Genomic DNA, 15,261 nt, shown 5'->3' with positions numbered 1-15,261 from the left:
ACCCCTTTAACAAGCGGAGCTGTAAGTGTGATCAATATCACACTTTATAATCAACATGGTGATAATACGTTCACTTTGTATTAACGCCATTAGAACAGCTGTACCGACATTGTGGTATTCTGATGATATCCCTCGTGGAATTGAGGGATTAACGCAAATTTTTTCCTTTGCGGTCATTCTTCAGCCGCGAAGTCAAAACTACATATGTAAGCAATGTCGAAACAAGGAGTGACCCATGCAGGTCAGCAGAAGGCAGTTCTTTAAGATCTGCGCTGGCGGTATGGCAGGCACCACGGCAGCGGCACTGGGCTTTGCGCCCGGCGTAGCGCTGGCGGAAACGCGGCAGTATAAACTGCTGCGCACCCGTGAAACCCGTAATACCTGTACGTACTGCTCTGTCGGTTGCGGGCTGTTGATGTATAGCCTCGGCGACGGTGCTAAAAACGCCAAAGCGTCTATTTTCCATATCGAAGGCGACCCGGATCATCCGGTCAACCGCGGCGCATTGTGCCCGAAAGGGGCCGGTCTGGTAGACTTTATCCACTCCGAAAGCCGCCTTAAATTCCCGGAATATCGCGCGCCTGGCTCCGACAAATGGCAGCAAATCAGCTGGGAAGAGGCGTTCGACCGCATCGCAAAACACATTAAAGAAGACCGCGATGCCAACTTTATTGAGAAGAACGCCGACGGCGTCACGGTCAACCGCTGGCTCTCCACCGGGATGCTGTGTGCCTCTGCTTCCAGCAACGAAACCGGTTATTTAACCCAGAAATTTACGCGCGCACTCGGTATGCTCGCGGTCGACAACCAGGCGCGTGTCTGACACGGACCAACGGTAGCAAGTCTTGCTCCAACATTTGGTCGCGGTGCGATGACCAACCACTGGGTCGACATCAAGAACGCCAACCTCATTGTGGTGATGGGCGGTAACGCCGCTGAAGCGCACCCTGTCGGGTTCCGCTGGGCGATGGAAGCCAAAATCCACAACGGTGCGAAACTGATTGTGATCGATCCCCGCTTTACGCGTACCGCGTCAGTGGCGGATTTCTACACCCCTATTCGTTCAGGTACTGACATCACTTTCCTGTCAGGCGTATTGCTGTACCTGATGACCAACGAAAAATATAACCGCGAATACACCGAAGCCTATACCAACGCCAGCCTGATCGTGCGTGAGGATTACCACTTCGAAGATGGCCTGTTCAGCGGGTACGACGCCGAAAAACGCAAATACGATAAAACCAGCTGGAACTACGAGCTGGATGAGAAAGGCTTTGCGAAGCGCGATACCACCCTGCAACACCCGCGCTGCGTGTGGAACCTGCTGAAAGAACACGTCTCCCGCTACACGCCGGAGGTTGTCGAAAACATCTGCGGTACGCCGAAGGCAGACTTCCTGAAAGTGTGCGAGCTTATTGCCGAAACCAGCGCGAAAGACAAAACCGCGTCGTTCCTGTACGCCCTCGGCTGGACGCAGCACTCCATCGGTGCGCAGAACATCCGTACCATGGCGATGGTTCAGCTCCTGCTCGGCAACATGGGGATGGCAGGCGGCGGCGTGAACGCCCTGCGCGGTCACTCCAACATTCAGGGTCTGACCGACCTCGGCCTGCTGTCTCAAAGCCTGCCGGGTTACATGAACCTGCCAAGCGAGAAACAGACGGACCTGCAAACCTACCTGACGGCCAGCACGCCTAAACCGCTGCTTGAAGGCCAGGTGAACTACTGGGGCAACTATCCGAAGTTCTTCGTCTCGATGATGAAAGCGTTCTTCGGTGATAAAGCGACGGCTGAAAACAGCTGGGGCTTTGACTGGCTGCCGAAGTGGGACAAAGGTTACGACGTTCTGCAGTATTTCGAGATGATGCACCAGGGCAAAGTGAACGGCTATCTGTGCCAGGGCTTTAACCCGGTGGCCTCGTTCCCTAACAAGAACAAGGTTGTTGAGTCGCTGTCGAAACTGAAGTTCCTGGTGACGATTGACCCGCTCAATACCGAGACCTCAACCTTCTGGCAGAACCACGGTGAATCGAACGACGTCGATCCGTCGAAGATTCAGACCGAAGTGTTCCGTCTGCCGTCTACCTGCTTCGCGGAAGAGAACGGTTCTATCGTCAACTCCGGACGCTGGCTGCAGTGGCACTGGAAAGGCGCGGACGCCCCGGGCATCGCCATGAACGACGGCGAGATCCTGGCCGGCATCTTCTTACGCCTGCGTAAGATGTATGCGGAAGAAGGCGGCGCGAACCCGGAACCGGTCCTGAACATGACCTGGAACTACTCGACGCCGGAAAATCCTGCGCCAGAAGAAGTGGCGATGGAGAGCAACGGTAAGGCGCTGGCGGACGTTATCGACCCGGCCACCGGCACCGTGCTGGCGAAGAAAGGCGATCAGCTCAGCACCTTCGCGCACCTGCGCGATGACGGTACTACCTCCAGCGGCTGCTGGATCTTTGCCGGTAGCTGGACGCCGAAGGGCAACCAGATGGCAAACCGCGATAACGCCGACCCTTCAGGCCTTGGCAATACGCTGGGCTGGGCATGGGCGTGGCCGCTCAACCGCCGCATCCTCTATAACCGCGCGTCCGCTGACCCGCAGGGCAACCCGTGGGATCCGAAGCGTCAGCTGCTGAAGTGGGACGGCGCGAAATGGGGCGGCGTGGATATTCCGGACTACAGCACTGCCGCACCGGGCAGCGACGTCGGGCCGTTTATCATGCAGCCTGAAGGGATGGGACGCCTGTTTGCTATCGATAAGATGGCGGAAGGTCCGTTCCCGGAACACTACGAGCCGTTTGAGACGCCGCTGGGCACCAACCCGCTGCACCCGAACGTGGTCTCTAACCCGGCAGCCCGTATCTTCAAGGGCGACTTTGAAGCTCTGGGTAAAAAGGACAAGTTCCCGTACGTGGGCACCACCTACCGTCTGACCGAGCACTTCCACTACTGGACCAAGCACGCGCTGCTTAACGCCATCGCGCAGCCGGAACAGTTTGTGGAGATCGGCGAGAAGCTGGCGGGCAAGCTCGGCATCGCCCATGGCGATACCGTGAAGGTCTCCTCTAACCGCGGCTATATTAAAGCCAAGGCGGTGGTGACCAAGCGTATCCGCACGCTGAACGTTCACGGTCAGCAGGTGGACACCATTGGTATTCCGATCCACTGGGGTTATGAAGGCGTGGCGAAGAAAGGGTTCATTGCGAATACCCTGACGCCGTTCGTCGGTGATGCGAACACGCAGACGCCGGAGTTTAAGGCCTTCCTCGTGAACGTGGAAAAGGTGTAACGGAGACGACTTATGGCTTATCAATCTCAAGACATTATCCGTCGTTCCGCGACTAACGGTTTCACGCCCGCGCCTCAGGCGCGGGACCACCAGCAGGAAGTGGCGAAGCTTATCGACGTGACCACCTGTATCGGCTGTAAAGCCTGTCAGGTGGCTTGTTCAGAGTGGAACGATCTGCGTGACGAAGTGGGTCACAACGTCGGGGTGTACGACAACCCGGCGGACCTGACCGCCAAGTCCTGGACGGTGATGCGTTTCTCGGAAGTGGAGCAGAACGACAAACTGGAATGGCTTATCCGCAAAGACGGCTGTATGCACTGTGCGGATCCGGGCTGCCTGAAGGCATGTCCGTCAGAAGGGGCTATCATTCAGTATGCTAACGGCATCGTCGACTTCCAGTCCGAACAGTGCATCGGCTGCGGCTACTGCATCGCGGGCTGTCCGTTCGACGTACCTCGCCTGAACCCGGAAGACAACCGCGTCTACAAATGCACCCTGTGCGTGGACCGCGTCACCGTCGGCCAGGAGCCAGCGTGCGTGAAGACCTGCCCAACCGGCGCTATCCACTTTGGCTCCAAAGAGGATATGAAAACGCTGGCAGCAGAGCGCGTGGGCGAGCTGAAAACCCGTGGTTACGACAACGCGGGCCTGTACGATCCGGCCGGGGTTGGCGGTACGCACGTGATGTATGTGCTGCACCACGCCGACAAGCCGAACCTGTACCACGGCCTGCCGGAGAACCCGGAAATCAGCGCCACCGTGAAGTTCTGGAAAGGCATCTGGAAACCGCTGGCAGCGGTGGGTTTTGCTGCCACCTTCGCAGCGAGCATCTTCCACTACGTCGGCGTTGGTCCGAACCGCGCGGAAGAGGAAGACGACAACCTGCATGAAGAGAAAGACGAGGTGCGCAAATGAGAAAACGTGACACCATCGTGCGCTACACCGCGCCGGAACGCATCAACCACTGGGTCACCGCCTTCTGCTTCATGCTGGCGGCGATAAGCGGGCTGGGGTTCTTCTTCCCGTCCTTCAACTGGCTGATGCAGATCATGGGGACACCACAGCTGGCGCGCATCCTGCACCCGTTTGTGGGCGTCATCATGTTCGCGTCGTTTATCATCATGTTTTTCCGCTACTGGCACCATAACCTAATCAATCGGGATGATATCTTTTGGGCGAAGAATATTCGTAAGATCGTCGTCAACGAGGAAGTAGGTGACACCGGGCGCTATAACTTCGGCCAGAAATGCGTATTCTGGGCGGCGATTATCTTCCTGGTCCTGTTGCTGGTGAGCGGCGTGATCATCTGGCGTCCGTACTTTGCGCCTGCTTTCTCAATCCCGGTGATCCGATTCGCGCTGATGCTGCATTCATTTGCCGCAGTGGCGTTAATTGTGGTTATCATGGTGCATATCTACGCCGCACTTTGGGTGAAAGGCACCATTACCGCGATGGTGGAAGGATGGGTAACCAGTACGTGGGCGAAGAAGCATCACCCGCGCTGGTACCGTGAAGTCCGCCAGAAACAGGAAAAGTCATCTGAATGAGTATTCGCATAATCCCGCAAGATGAGCTGGGTTCGAGCGAGAAACGCACGGCGGATTATATTCCGCCGTTGTTATTCCCCAGACTCAAGAACCTCTACAACCGCCGCGCAGAGCGTCTGCGCGAGCTGGCAGAGAACAACCCGCTGGGCGATTTTCTGCGTTTTGCCGCGCTGGTTGCCCACGCGCAGGAAGTGGTGCTGTATGACCACCCTCTGCAAATGGACCTGACCGCGCGGATCAAAGAAGCCAACGCGCAGGGCAAGCCGCCGCTGGACATTCACGTCCTGCCGCGCGACAAGCACTGGCAAAAGCTGCTGCATTCGCTGATTGCCGAGCTGAAGCCGGAAATGAGCGGCACCGCGCTGGCGGTCATTGAGAATCTGGAAAAAGCGTCCGAACAAGAGCTTGAAGAGATGGCGAGCGCGCTGTTTGCCTCTGACTTCTCTCTGGTCAGCAGCGATAAAGCGCCGTTTATCTGGGCTGCGCTGTCGCTCTACTGGGCGCAAATGGCAAGCCTGATTCCCGGTAAAGCCCGCGCCGAATACGGCGAAGCGCGCCAGTTCTGCCCGGTCTGCGGCTCAATGCCGGTTTCCAGCATGGTGCAAATCGGCACCACGCAGGGGCTGCGCTACCTGCACTGCAACCTGTGTGAAACCGAGTGGCACGTGGTGCGCATCAAGTGCAGCAACTGTGAACAGACCCGCGATCTGAACTACTGGTCGCTGGAAAATGAAGAAGCGGCAGTGAAAGCTGAAAGCTGCGGCGACTGCGGCACTTACCTGAAGATTCTGTATCAGGAAAAAGACCCGAAAGTCGAAGCGGTGGCCGACGATCTCGCCTCGCTGATTCTGGATGCGAAGATGGAGCAGGAGGGCTTTGCCCGCAGCTCGATCAACCCGTTCCTGTTCCCGGGTGAAGGGGAGTAATTCCCTGTAACAGTGCCGGGCGGCGCGTGCTTGCCCGGCCTTCAGTTCGACAGCAATACCCGCCGTCTTTCATGCCAGATACTCTTCATTTTCGTTGAAAGAGGCGTTATCGCCTTTGCGAGCTGCTTTCAAGATTCTTGCCCTCAACATTATTCTTGTTTTCTTTTGAATCAAACCAGGCTATAAAACTGTTCATCCATACAGTAAAAGGGAATTTTCATGGCGCTGGAACAGGGTATTGCACAGCTGGTTCAGGGGTTTATCGCTGCAGGTCGGCCCTCGTCACGTCGCCAGAGCATTGAGGTGCGACGAGCAGGCTATATTGCCAGCACGGGGCTTGCCGGGGAGACCGAAACGCGCGTACAGGTGGAGACGCTTGTTCTTGAGGGTCTAACCATTCGGGTATATTCACCTCTCAATGCGCCTGAACTATTGCCTGCAGCCATCTACTACCACGGCGGATGCTTTATCAGCGGCGGCTTTGATACCCATGACAATCAACTTCGTCAGTTAGCCTGCTACGGCAATTGCCGGGTGATTGCGATTCAGTACAGGCTGGCGCCGGAGCATATTTTCCCCGCCGCACATGACGATGCGGAAAGAGGTGCAGATCTGGTCTGGCAGTATGCGGACAAACTGGGCGTGGATAAAAACCGGATCACCCTTTGCGGAGACAGCGCGGGGGGACATCTTGCGCTGGTAACGGCGCTACGGCTTAAGCTGAAAGGGCTGTGGCAACCTGCGCAGCTTATTCTTATCTACCCCATGCTCGACGCCACCGCCAGTTTTGAAAGCTATGCCCTCAATGGCACGGATTACATTATCACCCGCGATACCCTGCTCAGCGGGTATGAAATGTATCTCGCAGACACCGACCGCCAGCACCCCGAAGCGAGTCCGCTGTGGCGCGATGATTTTTACGGTCTTCCGCCTGTGTACATTATTACCGCAGAGTACGATCCGCTTTGCGATGAGGGCGAAATGTTGTTCCAGCATCTGACGGAGCAGGGTGTGAAGTGTACCGCTCAGCGCTGGCTGGGCGTCATCCATGGCTTCTTTCAGCTTGGCGGCGTTAGCCAGTCAGCGCGAGACGTTATGCGGGATGTCGCCGGGCGGATTCAGCACGCCCGGGGAGCGTGAACAGGAGCTTATTCCTCCTCGTTCCCACCCTCTTCATACGCGCCAAAAGGCTTCGCCGGAAGAACGATATAGGTGCCTTCAAACACCGCGCCCGGTGTTTTATCGCCAAACAGTTCAACCTGCATTTGTACGCGGGCTTTGCGGCCGCGCGCCAGACGGTCCAGATCGCCGCCCAGTGACCCCAGATCGGCTACCGCGCTCGGCTTGCCGCTGATCGGTGCGCTATAGCGAATGTGGGCATCGGCGAGAATGATGGTGCCGCCCAGATGGCGCTCGCGAAGCATCAGCCAGATAAGCCCCCAGCCGGTGAGCGTGGCCAGAGAGAACAGGCTGCCGGCAAACAGCGTGTGGTTCGGGTTCTGATTGCCGGTTTCCGGCATGGTGGTAATAAATTTTTGTCCGGTGTACTGCTGAATGCGCACGCCCATTTTTTCACTGAGCGGAATGTGCTGATACCAGGCCTGCTGCAGCTGTCCACACCAGTCGGCGCGATGAAGAATATCGTCCAGGGTGGCGATGGGTTTGATCATCAAAAAATGACGAATCGGCGTGGTTTGCGGGGTCGTAATTTCCCCCTGATTCACAAAACCTAGCTTGGCGAAAAATTCTACGGCATCTTCGCGGGCGCTACAGGTGACGCGCTTAACGCCTTCCTGACGGGCGACGGACTCAAGGGTCATCGCCATGAGTGTCCCCAGGCCTTTGTCCTGCACGGAGGGATGAACCGCCATAAAGCGAATAGACGCTTCGTTATCGGCGTTGATATACAAACGCCCGACGGCCACGAGGTTGCCCTCTTCGTCCATCACCATCTGATGGTGGGCCATCGCGTCCCAGGCGTCGCGTTCAGATCCTTTTGGCTGATGCAGTGGCTTGCGCAGCATTTCCCAGCGAAACTGGTAATAAGCGTCTAACTCTTCTTCCGTTTGCGGTACTCGAAGGTGATACATAGCTGTACTCTCTCTTGTTACCCGCGGCCACGCCGCCAGTTGGCTCATACCTGGAGCCAGAATGTGACGGGGCCATCGTTCACCAGCGATACCTGCATATCTGCAGCGAATCGTCCGGTTTGCGTATTCATTTCCTGCTGGCGACAACGCTCAACAAAGTACTCGTAAAGTGCTTCTGCACGATCCGGCGCGGCCCCTTTAGAGAAGCTCGGGCGCATGCCGCGCTCGGTATCCGCTGCCAGCGTAAACTGGGAAACCACCAGCACGCTGCCGCCCGCCTGCTGGACGTTCAGGTTCATCTTGCCTTCCGCATCGCTGAAAATACGGTAGCCCAGCACGCGCTCGCACAAGCGGTTGGCCTTTTGTTCGTCATCATCCTTTTCGACACCTAACAACACCAAAAGTCCTGAGCCAATTTCACCCGTCACCTCTCCCTCCACGGTGACGCTGGCACGGGTTACGCGCTGTATCAATGCAATCATGGTTGGTCTGCTTCTTGTTGTTTTTCAGCTTCTGCTGCTTTTTTAAGTTCGCGGTACACACCGAGAGTGACAGTTATTTCGGCACCAAGCAAGACGATACACCAGGTCCAGTAGACCCAGACAAACAAAATGGGGATCACCGCCAGCACGCCGTAAATCAGCTGATAGGACGGAAACATGGTGATGTAGAGGGCAAAGCCTTTCTTACCGAGCTCAAAGAGCAACGCCGCCACCAGCGCCCCCACGACCGCATCGCGGTTAGGCACGCGCGTGGTCGGTACGACGCTATAGAGCAGCCAGAACGAGAGCCACGACAGGATCAACGGAAAGATGCGAAGCGCATTATCAATAGCGCCGTTTAAATCACTCGCCCAGCGCAAGGAAAGAAGATACGAACTGATCGCCAGGCTCGCCCCGGCCAGCAGCGGCCCCAGCGTGAGGATCATCCAGTACACGGCAAAGGAATACACTTTAGGCCGCGTTTTTTTACTCCGCCAGATCGTGTTCAGCGCGTTATCAATGGCGTACATCAACAGCAGCGCGGTGACGATAAGACCGCATGCTCCCACTGCCGTCATCTTGCTGGAATTGGCTACAAACTGCTCAATGTAGTTCTGGATGACATCCCCGGTTGCAGGAATGAAATTCGCGAAGACAAAATGACGAAGCTGCAGGCTGACGTCTGCAAACATCGGAAAGGCGGAAAACAGGGCAAAGATAACCGCCACCAGCGGTACTAAGGAGAGCAACGACACGTAGGCGAGGTTACCCGCCAGCGTGGTCATGTTGTCCTCATCAATACGGTGCCAGAGCAGCTTCAGCCAGGCCCTCAGCGGGCGAGTATGATGCGTGGCTTTCTGATGAACGGTTTTTAGCATAGCTGCTTCGCAAAGTAGTTTGGTATCGTCTCTTTTCCGGTCACCAGAATTGACGTTATACCCAACTGGTTAGCTCCCTCTATATTATCGGCGTTGTCGTCGAAAAAGACCGCATCGGCCGCGGTGAATCCCTCTGCCTGCAGAACAGCCTGATAAATTCGCGCTTCAGGCTTACGCATCCCCATCTCCTGCGAGAGATAGATCTTATCTGCCGCCGCCTTAACTTCAGGGTATTCCTCGGGCCAGAACGTCGTGTGCAGACGGTTAGTATTTGACAGTACAACGACCCGATGCCCCTGCTCGCGAAGCTTATGCATGATGTCGATCACCTCAGGCCGAATGGCCACAAATACCGCCTGCCAGCCGTGGGAAAACTGCTCGTAGCTTAACGGTAGATCCATCTCCTGACAGAAGCGTTCCGCAAATTCTTCATCACTGATCTCGCCGCGCTCATGCTGATGGAAGGTTTCGCCCATCGCGAAATTCTGCTTTAACGTTGCCAGCGGCACGCGGCTAAAGTCGCTCCATGCACCCAACACGCGATTAAAATCGATATCGACGATGACGTTTCCTAAATCAAAGATATAAAGCATGTTTATCTCCTGCTCGCCGTGGAGAGGTAACTGTAGCGGGAATAAAGAGATTTGACTATGCGTGCGGTCTAAGGTGTGCGATCGATTTTTACGGCGCGTTTTTACGACAGTAAAGTGAAGGGACGTTTGACGCGGCGAAAAGCCAGGCCCCGCGATACTCATCGATCATCAGGCTCAGCTCTCTTCCCGGCGTACGATAAAAACCCGGCAGCGTTGCGTTTATATCAGCCTCATCCGCATCATCGGCGAAGGTTTTAACAATCCGATCGTTATTTAATACGCGCGCGTTCTGATGATAGCTGTAGTGAAAATAGATGGTCCGGTTAACTTCAGAAACCCTCTGACCAAATAATTTACCGTTAATGACGGTAGACCCCTCACGATGCTGCATCCGCCAGGACACCGTACCCACAAATCGGTTTTTACCAATCGTCCATTCTACATCTCCCGTACAGCGTATCGGGGTACTCGAAAAATGCGAATACGCTAACCAACCGCTGGTGATAGCGGCCATCAGAAACGCCACCAGCAAAATAATACGGTTCCGGAGTGTCTTCATTGCTCATGTGCCCAAAAATAATGCGTGGTACATAATGCTGCCGCGTCCCGTCGCGCATCGTTATTACAGACAAACGCCGCCATTCGCTCCGTTTTACTATAGCCGATGAGAAAAACGTATCGTTTTTCGGCACACAGACCGGGATAGTTTTTTAACAGGGTCAAGTAATGATCCTGAACAGGTTCATTAGGTGCATAAAAAAGCTGGCAGGCGTTGGTCGTGCTGCCCGTTGAAAGTGGAATAAAGTTACTAAACGGCATGTTCTGGTGATGCTTATATAATATCACTCCATTGATAAACGCGATCAGCAAAAGCGTCGCGGTGATAATTATCAACCAGGCCGGCCTCTGCCTCGCGGTGCCATCGGCTATTGCCATGTCTTTATTGACGATGACCGTCTCAGCAGTTGGGGTAAATACTTCAACCTGAGTGGCTTCGGAAAGCATCAGCCCGCGGCGAGTAATCGTTTTTACCGTATCGCGCGGTAACCCCACCTCAGCCAGAGCATTGCGTAATGTCAAAATGGCCTGGTAAAAGGTATTCGGCGTGGTGACGTCATTGCGTTCCCCCCATCCCACCACCATTAACTGGTTTTGCGAAATAATTTCTCCCGGATGAGTGACGAGATAAAGAAAACAGAGGTTGGCAGGAAGCTGCAATTGTATCGAGCGCCCGGAAATATGATTTACCAGGGTTTTGTTTTCTGGATCATACTCGACCAATTTGTTAATGAGATACAATTTTCCTTTCCTCAACAATAACAATGCTTAATCATATACACCAAAAAGACATACGTATATTTAACAACAGTATAGGTCAGAAGAATCAGGACGCGATAACACCCCAACTAAGATTAAAATTAATGCATTGTTTTTCAATGAGTTAAACAGTCTTTTTCTTAGGTTTTTCTCATCTAAAACGACATAATAAGATTTCATTACACTTTGCCAGCGCAAATAATTATATTGAGCCGCAACCGGAGAAAAGAAGGTCGTTACGGCAGATTTACGAAACGAAATTTTAGCTATTAGTGCTATTTCATGAATCTTCTTCCGGGATTCTTTTTGTCGAATAATCTTAATAGACTGACGAATATTCTGAAAATACGTCGACCGAAGTATATCCTCTGGCCATAGCTACGGCCTGACAGAATAGACATCACCAGGAATTTATATTCTTTACCATTATTTTTCATAAACAAGAGAGGGTCACTGGATATGTTTCAAGATTGACACATTTGCATGGCAGTGAAATATTGACAGTGAAAATAAGACAGGAATGGACTGGATGATAACATCGTCGCATAAGGTTGTCCGCTGTATAAGCTGTGAATTGTCCTGTCAGTTATTTCCAGATAACGCAGTACGTTCACAATATTGCGGAAACGCCTCATTCGCAGTTTGGCCAGGTGGTAACCATTTCCTGCAGACTGCAGTAGAAAATAAAATATTGCGAGAAAACAAGAATCACTTATTACGCGGATTTATTTTTGTAGACTTTTCGATGTGCAACCTGCGCGTACTTGCCGATCCGCAATGGATTGAACGACTGGCGAGAACTAACATGAACATTGTGATTATCTCAGACCGCAAAATGGAAGCATTGGCCAATTACTTCTTCACTCATCGCAGTGAAATAAAGGGAGTTATTTATTCGAATGATAACGACAATATATTAAAGGAAAAAATTAGCCATCTATTCTCCGGAAGACGGGTGAATAGCAGACGTGGCAGCATGTTGAACACTGTCGAATTCACTCTACTTAACAGGTTTTTATCAGGAGCGTGCCTCCAGGAGATTATAAAAACAGACAGCATCGATGTTAAAAAAATTTATGTACATAAAATACGACTAGAGAGGAAGTTAGGTACCAGCATCCATAAAATCCTTGTTTCTATTTTGTAATTTCAACCTTTTTACATACCCACATCTAATGCTGTGGAGGATGTTCTACGCCTGAAAGAAAGGGGCTAGCTATGCCATATTTAATGAAACACTCACCAGTCGCCGCTGCTATTTCGCTGGCGTTATCGTCAGTACTATTTACCGTACATGCAGCGGCAATAGATTTTGCTAATTTACCCGCCTCCGGAGCAGTAACGGATTTGCCTGCAGAAATACAGGCGTTGATTCCTGGAACGGCAAACGCGAACTTTAGCAAAAATACCGGCGATCCTAACTATGTCTACCAGTACAGCGCAGGAAATATTCCGATCTATGGAGATGGGATCACCCTTGAAGGACCGGGGGCGGAAGCCTTTGAGCATTCAGTCACCGTTATTCAGAACTCCACGTCCGGCAGCCCGGGGGTGATATTTGGTGACGATCTCACTATTCGCACCCAGTCAAAAGTGGCCGCCAACAATGGTAAAGACGTCGACGGTATTCGTACCCATGGTATGAACACGCCGGACAACCCGGTATTTATCATTACCGGCGACCGTACCCATATTTACGTCAATGGCCTAAGCGGTGACGGTATTAATGCCGGATACAGCTCCTTCAGCCAGGGCTCTCTCGGCTCCGCCAATATTTATGTGGGTGACGATCTCTATATCGAAACAACTGGCAGTACCGGTCGGGGTATCAGCGCCTATGCGTTGAATGATGCGTCGAAGGCCAAAAATAACGTTATCGTCGGCGATCGTGCGCACATTGTTACGCGTGGGACTTCCGCCGAGGGGATTCGAACCAACCAGAGCGGCTCATACGTCCGTCTGGGGGATGAGGCCGCCATCGAAACCTACGGCACATCGTCCTACGGCCTGTATGCAGGTTCAGCGTCAAAAATTGAGCTGGGGAAAAACGCGACGATAACTACCGACGCGTCCAGCGCTTCCGGGGTTTATTCTACCGGCTCGTCAACCATCACCCTTGATGAAGGCGCGACCATCACCACCAACGGTGCCAGCGCGCATGGCGTCTATGCGTACACAGGCGCGGTGAATACTGGAGATAACGTCACCATTACGGTAAACAGCCGCGAGAAAATCAACAGTTCTGCGCAAGCGCCGCACGGGATGTATGCCTGGTCACGTGGCGTGATAACGCTCGGGGGTGGCGCAACCATTACCACCGCTGGCCAACGCGATAACGGCAGTTATGCCATGAACGTCGGCAATGGCGGGGTTATTGATGCGTCCGCGGGCGGAAAATTCGTCCTCACAGGCGATATCCTCTCCGCAGGCGGCGTCGCGGCCACCAGCACGCTTCCGGCTCAAAACAGTGCCATTACGCTGAATATGGATGATAACTCACTGTGGAACGGGGCGTCTTATATTGAGAGCAACGCCAACGGTACAGGGACTATCGCGCTTACGATGAATGATGCCGTGTGGAATATGCGCGACAGCTCCACGTTGACCAGCCTGACGCTGAATGCGGGCGGCACGATTAATTTCCAGCATTCTGAGGATGCAGCATGGCAAACCCTGACCATCAGTGATGATTTTATCGGCAACGGCGGCAAGCTGGTTTTCAATACCGTACTGTTTGACGATACCTCGGAAACGGACAAACTGATCGTTGAAGGCAACTCTTCCGGTCATACCGGCGTGGAAGTGAATAACATTGGCGGTGCTGGCGCGCAAACCGTAGAAGGGATTGAAATTGTCAGCGTTGGCGGCAACTCTGATGGGACGTTTGAGAAGGCCAGCCGTATCGTGGCGGGGGGCTATGACTATAACGTTGTGCAAAAAGGTAAAAACTGGTTTCTGACCAGCCTGGTTGAGCCCGTTGATCCACCGGTTGACCCGGTAGATCCGCCTGTTGACCCTGTTGACCCACCTGTCGACCCGGTAGATCCACCTGTTGACCCAGTGGACCCACCCGTCGACCCGGTGATTCCGCCGCAAGAGCCCGTCCCACAGCCTGCACCACCGAAAAGCGAGCATCAGTATCGTCCGGAATTTGGGAGCTATCTGGCAAACAGCTATGCGGCAAATACGCTGTTTATGACCCGCCTGCATGACCGTCTGGGTGAAACGCAGTACACCGACATGCTCACCGGCGAGCAGAAAGTAACGAGCTTGTGGATGCGTAACGTCGGCGGCCATACGCGTTTCAGAGACGGCAGCGGCCAGTTAAAAACGACCGCCAATCGATACGTGCTGCAGCTGGGTGGCGATGTTGCCCAGTGGAGCACCGACGGCCTGGACCGTTGGCATCTTGGTCTGATGGCGGGCTACGGCAACAGCCAGAGCCGGAGCGCCTCCAGCCTGACCGGCTATCACTCACGCGGTGAAGTGAATGGCTATAGCGTCGGTCTGTACGGGACCTGGTACGCAAACGACGTGGATAAAAGTGGTACCTACGTGGATAGCTGGATGCTGTATAACTGGTTCGACAATAAGGTGATGGGGCAGGATCAGGCCACTGAAAACTATCGCTCCAGCGGCGTGACCGCCTCTGTAGAAGCAGGCTATAGCGTTAAGGTGGGCGAAAGCGGTCGCAACAGCTACTGGATCCAACCGAAGGCGCAGGCCGTTTGGATGGACGTGCAGGCTGACGACCATCGCGAGCGCAACGGCACGCGGGTGAAAGACGAGACTCACGGGAACCTGATGACACGTCTCGGCGTGAAGGCCTATATCAGCGGACATAACGCGATTGACGACGATAAATCCCGTACCTTCCAGCCGTTTATCGAGGCGAACTGGATCCACAATACCCAGACCACGCGTATCCGCATGGATGACGTTAGCAATGAAATGCGCGGCACTCGCAATATCGGTGAACTCAAGACAGGCGTAGAGGGGCAGATTACGCCGCAGCTTAGCGTATGGGGCAATGTGGCTCAGCAGATAGGCGACAAAGGCTACAGCGATACCCAGGGGATGCTGGGGGTGAAATACAGCTTCAAATAACAACAAAAAAGCCGCTGAGAAATCAGCGGCTTTTT

The 15,261-nt window shown here is 53.9% G+C and carries 13 protein-coding genes; 7 read left to right on the top strand and 6 right to left on the bottom strand.

Features of this window, described 5'->3' with window-relative positions; genetic code table 11:
* Nucleotides 1–235 precede the first annotated feature (235 nt).
* From fdnG to RVY89_RS19580, 5 genes are all read left to right on the top strand, one after another.
* Nucleotides 236–3,286, top strand: a complete 3,051-nt coding sequence (fdnG, locus tag RVY89_RS19600) for a formate dehydrogenase-N subunit alpha (RefSeq protein ID WP_484826205.1) — start codon at nucleotides 236–238, stop codon at nucleotides 3,284–3,286.
* A 12-nt stretch (nucleotides 3,287–3,298) separates the two neighbouring features.
* Nucleotides 3,299–4,201 (top strand): formate dehydrogenase subunit beta, encoded by a 903-nt coding sequence (gene fdxH / locus RVY89_RS19595; RefSeq protein ID WP_008501831.1) that lies wholly within the window; start codon nucleotides 3,299–3,301, stop codon nucleotides 4,199–4,201.
* Complete coding sequence (fdoI, locus tag RVY89_RS19590) at nucleotides 4,198–4,833, top strand: formate dehydrogenase cytochrome b556 subunit (protein WP_008501832.1); 636 nt, start codon at nucleotides 4,198–4,200, stop codon at nucleotides 4,831–4,833. The genes fdxH and fdoI overlap by 4 nt, the downstream gene beginning before the upstream one ends.
* A complete protein-coding gene (fdhE, locus tag RVY89_RS19585) occupies nucleotides 4,830–5,759 on the top strand; it encodes a formate dehydrogenase accessory protein FdhE (RefSeq protein ID WP_262752633.1) in 930 nt (309 codons plus the stop codon). The genes fdoI and fdhE overlap by 4 nt, the downstream gene beginning before the upstream one ends.
* 219 nt (nucleotides 5,760–5,978) lie before the next feature.
* Nucleotides 5,979–6,899 carry an alpha/beta hydrolase gene (locus RVY89_RS19580; RefSeq protein ID WP_484826204.1) on the top strand — a complete coding sequence of 307 codons (921 nt, stop codon included), beginning with the start codon at nucleotides 5,979–5,981 and terminating at the stop codon, nucleotides 6,897–6,899.
* Between the two features lie 8 nt (nucleotides 6,900–6,907).
* Here the strand turns inward: RVY89_RS19580 and fabY are convergent, their stop codons facing one another.
* From fabY to RVY89_RS19550, 6 genes are all read right to left on the bottom strand, one after another.
* Nucleotides 6,908–7,849, bottom strand: a complete 942-nt coding sequence (fabY, locus tag RVY89_RS19575) for a fatty acid biosynthesis protein FabY (protein WP_484826203.1) — start codon at nucleotides 7,847–7,849, stop codon at nucleotides 6,908–6,910.
* Nucleotides 7,850–7,893: 44 nt separating this feature from the next.
* Nucleotides 7,894–8,331, bottom strand: a complete 438-nt coding sequence (dtd, locus tag RVY89_RS19570) for a D-aminoacyl-tRNA deacylase (protein WP_025912308.1) — start codon at nucleotides 8,329–8,331, stop codon at nucleotides 7,894–7,896.
* Nucleotides 8,328–9,209 carry a virulence factor BrkB family protein gene (locus RVY89_RS19565; RefSeq protein WP_193941352.1) on the bottom strand — a complete coding sequence of 294 codons (882 nt, stop codon included), beginning with the start codon at nucleotides 9,207–9,209 and terminating at the stop codon, nucleotides 8,328–8,330. The genes dtd and RVY89_RS19565 overlap by 4 nt, the downstream gene beginning before the upstream one ends.
* Nucleotides 9,203–9,802, bottom strand: a complete 600-nt coding sequence (yihX, locus tag RVY89_RS19560; RefSeq protein WP_148769963.1) for a glucose-1-phosphatase — start codon at nucleotides 9,800–9,802, stop codon at nucleotides 9,203–9,205. The genes RVY89_RS19565 and yihX overlap by 7 nt, the downstream gene beginning before the upstream one ends.
* 88 nt (nucleotides 9,803–9,890) lie before the next feature.
* On the bottom strand, nucleotides 9,891–10,361 hold the full coding sequence (locus tag RVY89_RS19555) for a hypothetical protein (protein ID WP_484826202.1): 471 nt from the start codon (nucleotides 10,359–10,361) through the stop codon (nucleotides 9,891–9,893).
* Nucleotides 10,358–11,101, bottom strand: coding sequence for a winged helix-turn-helix domain-containing protein (locus RVY89_RS19550; protein ID WP_484826201.1), 744 nt, complete (start codon nucleotides 11,099–11,101; stop codon nucleotides 10,358–10,360). The genes RVY89_RS19555 and RVY89_RS19550 overlap by 4 nt, the downstream gene beginning before the upstream one ends.
* 547 nt (nucleotides 11,102–11,648) lie before the next feature.
* Between RVY89_RS19550 and RVY89_RS19545 the strand changes: the two genes are divergently transcribed.
* Nucleotides 11,649–12,266: a helix-turn-helix transcriptional regulator gene (locus tag RVY89_RS19545; protein ID WP_484827962.1), complete on the top strand. Its 618-nt coding sequence runs from the start codon at nucleotides 11,649–11,651 to the stop codon at nucleotides 12,264–12,266.
* 71 nt (nucleotides 12,267–12,337) lie between these two features.
* Nucleotides 12,338–15,226 carry an autotransporter outer membrane beta-barrel domain-containing protein gene (locus tag RVY89_RS19540; RefSeq protein ID WP_484826200.1) on the top strand — a complete coding sequence of 963 codons (2,889 nt, stop codon included), beginning with the start codon at nucleotides 12,338–12,340 and terminating at the stop codon, nucleotides 15,224–15,226.
* Nucleotides 15,227–15,261 lie beyond the last annotated feature (35 nt).

It is taken from the genome of Enterobacter sp. 3U4 (assembly GCF_057224565.1).
This window is presented reverse-complemented; position numbering and strand designations above follow the sequence as displayed.

What these genes read in the sequence shown, in the direction of transcription:
- fdxH (WP_008501831.1), top strand. Translation starts at nt 3,299, where the DNA reads ATGGCTTATCAATCTCAAGACATTATCCGTCGTTCCGCGACTAACGGT.
- fdoI (WP_008501832.1), top strand. Translation starts at nt 4,198, where the DNA reads ATGAGAAAACGTGACACCATCGTGCGCTACACCGCGCCGGAACGCATC.
- fdhE (WP_262752633.1), top strand. Translation starts at nt 4,830, where the DNA reads ATGAGTATTCGCATAATCCCGCAAGATGAGCTGGGTTCGAGCGAGAAA.
- RVY89_RS19580 (WP_484826204.1), top strand. Translation starts at nt 5,979, where the DNA reads ATGGCGCTGGAACAGGGTATTGCACAGCTGGTTCAGGGGTTTATCGCT.
- fabY (WP_484826203.1), bottom strand. Translation starts at nt 7,849, where the DNA reads ATGTATCACCTTCGAGTACCGCAAACGGAAGAAGAGTTAGACGCTTAT.
- dtd (WP_025912308.1), bottom strand. Translation starts at nt 8,331, where the DNA reads ATGATTGCATTGATACAGCGCGTAACCCGTGCCAGCGTCACCGTGGAG.
- RVY89_RS19565 (WP_193941352.1), bottom strand. Translation starts at nt 9,209, where the DNA reads ATGCTAAAAACCGTTCATCAGAAAGCCACGCATCATACTCGCCCGCTG.
- yihX (WP_148769963.1), bottom strand. Translation starts at nt 9,802, where the DNA reads ATGCTTTATATCTTTGATTTAGGAAACGTCATCGTCGATATCGATTTT.
- RVY89_RS19555 (WP_484826202.1), bottom strand. Translation starts at nt 10,361, where the DNA reads ATGAAGACACTCCGGAACCGTATTATTTTGCTGGTGGCGTTTCTGATG.
- RVY89_RS19545 (WP_484827962.1), top strand. Translation starts at nt 11,649, where the DNA reads ATGATAACATCGTCGCATAAGGTTGTCCGCTGTATAAGCTGTGAATTG.
- RVY89_RS19540 (WP_484826200.1), top strand. Translation starts at nt 12,338, where the DNA reads ATGCCATATTTAATGAAACACTCACCAGTCGCCGCTGCTATTTCGCTG.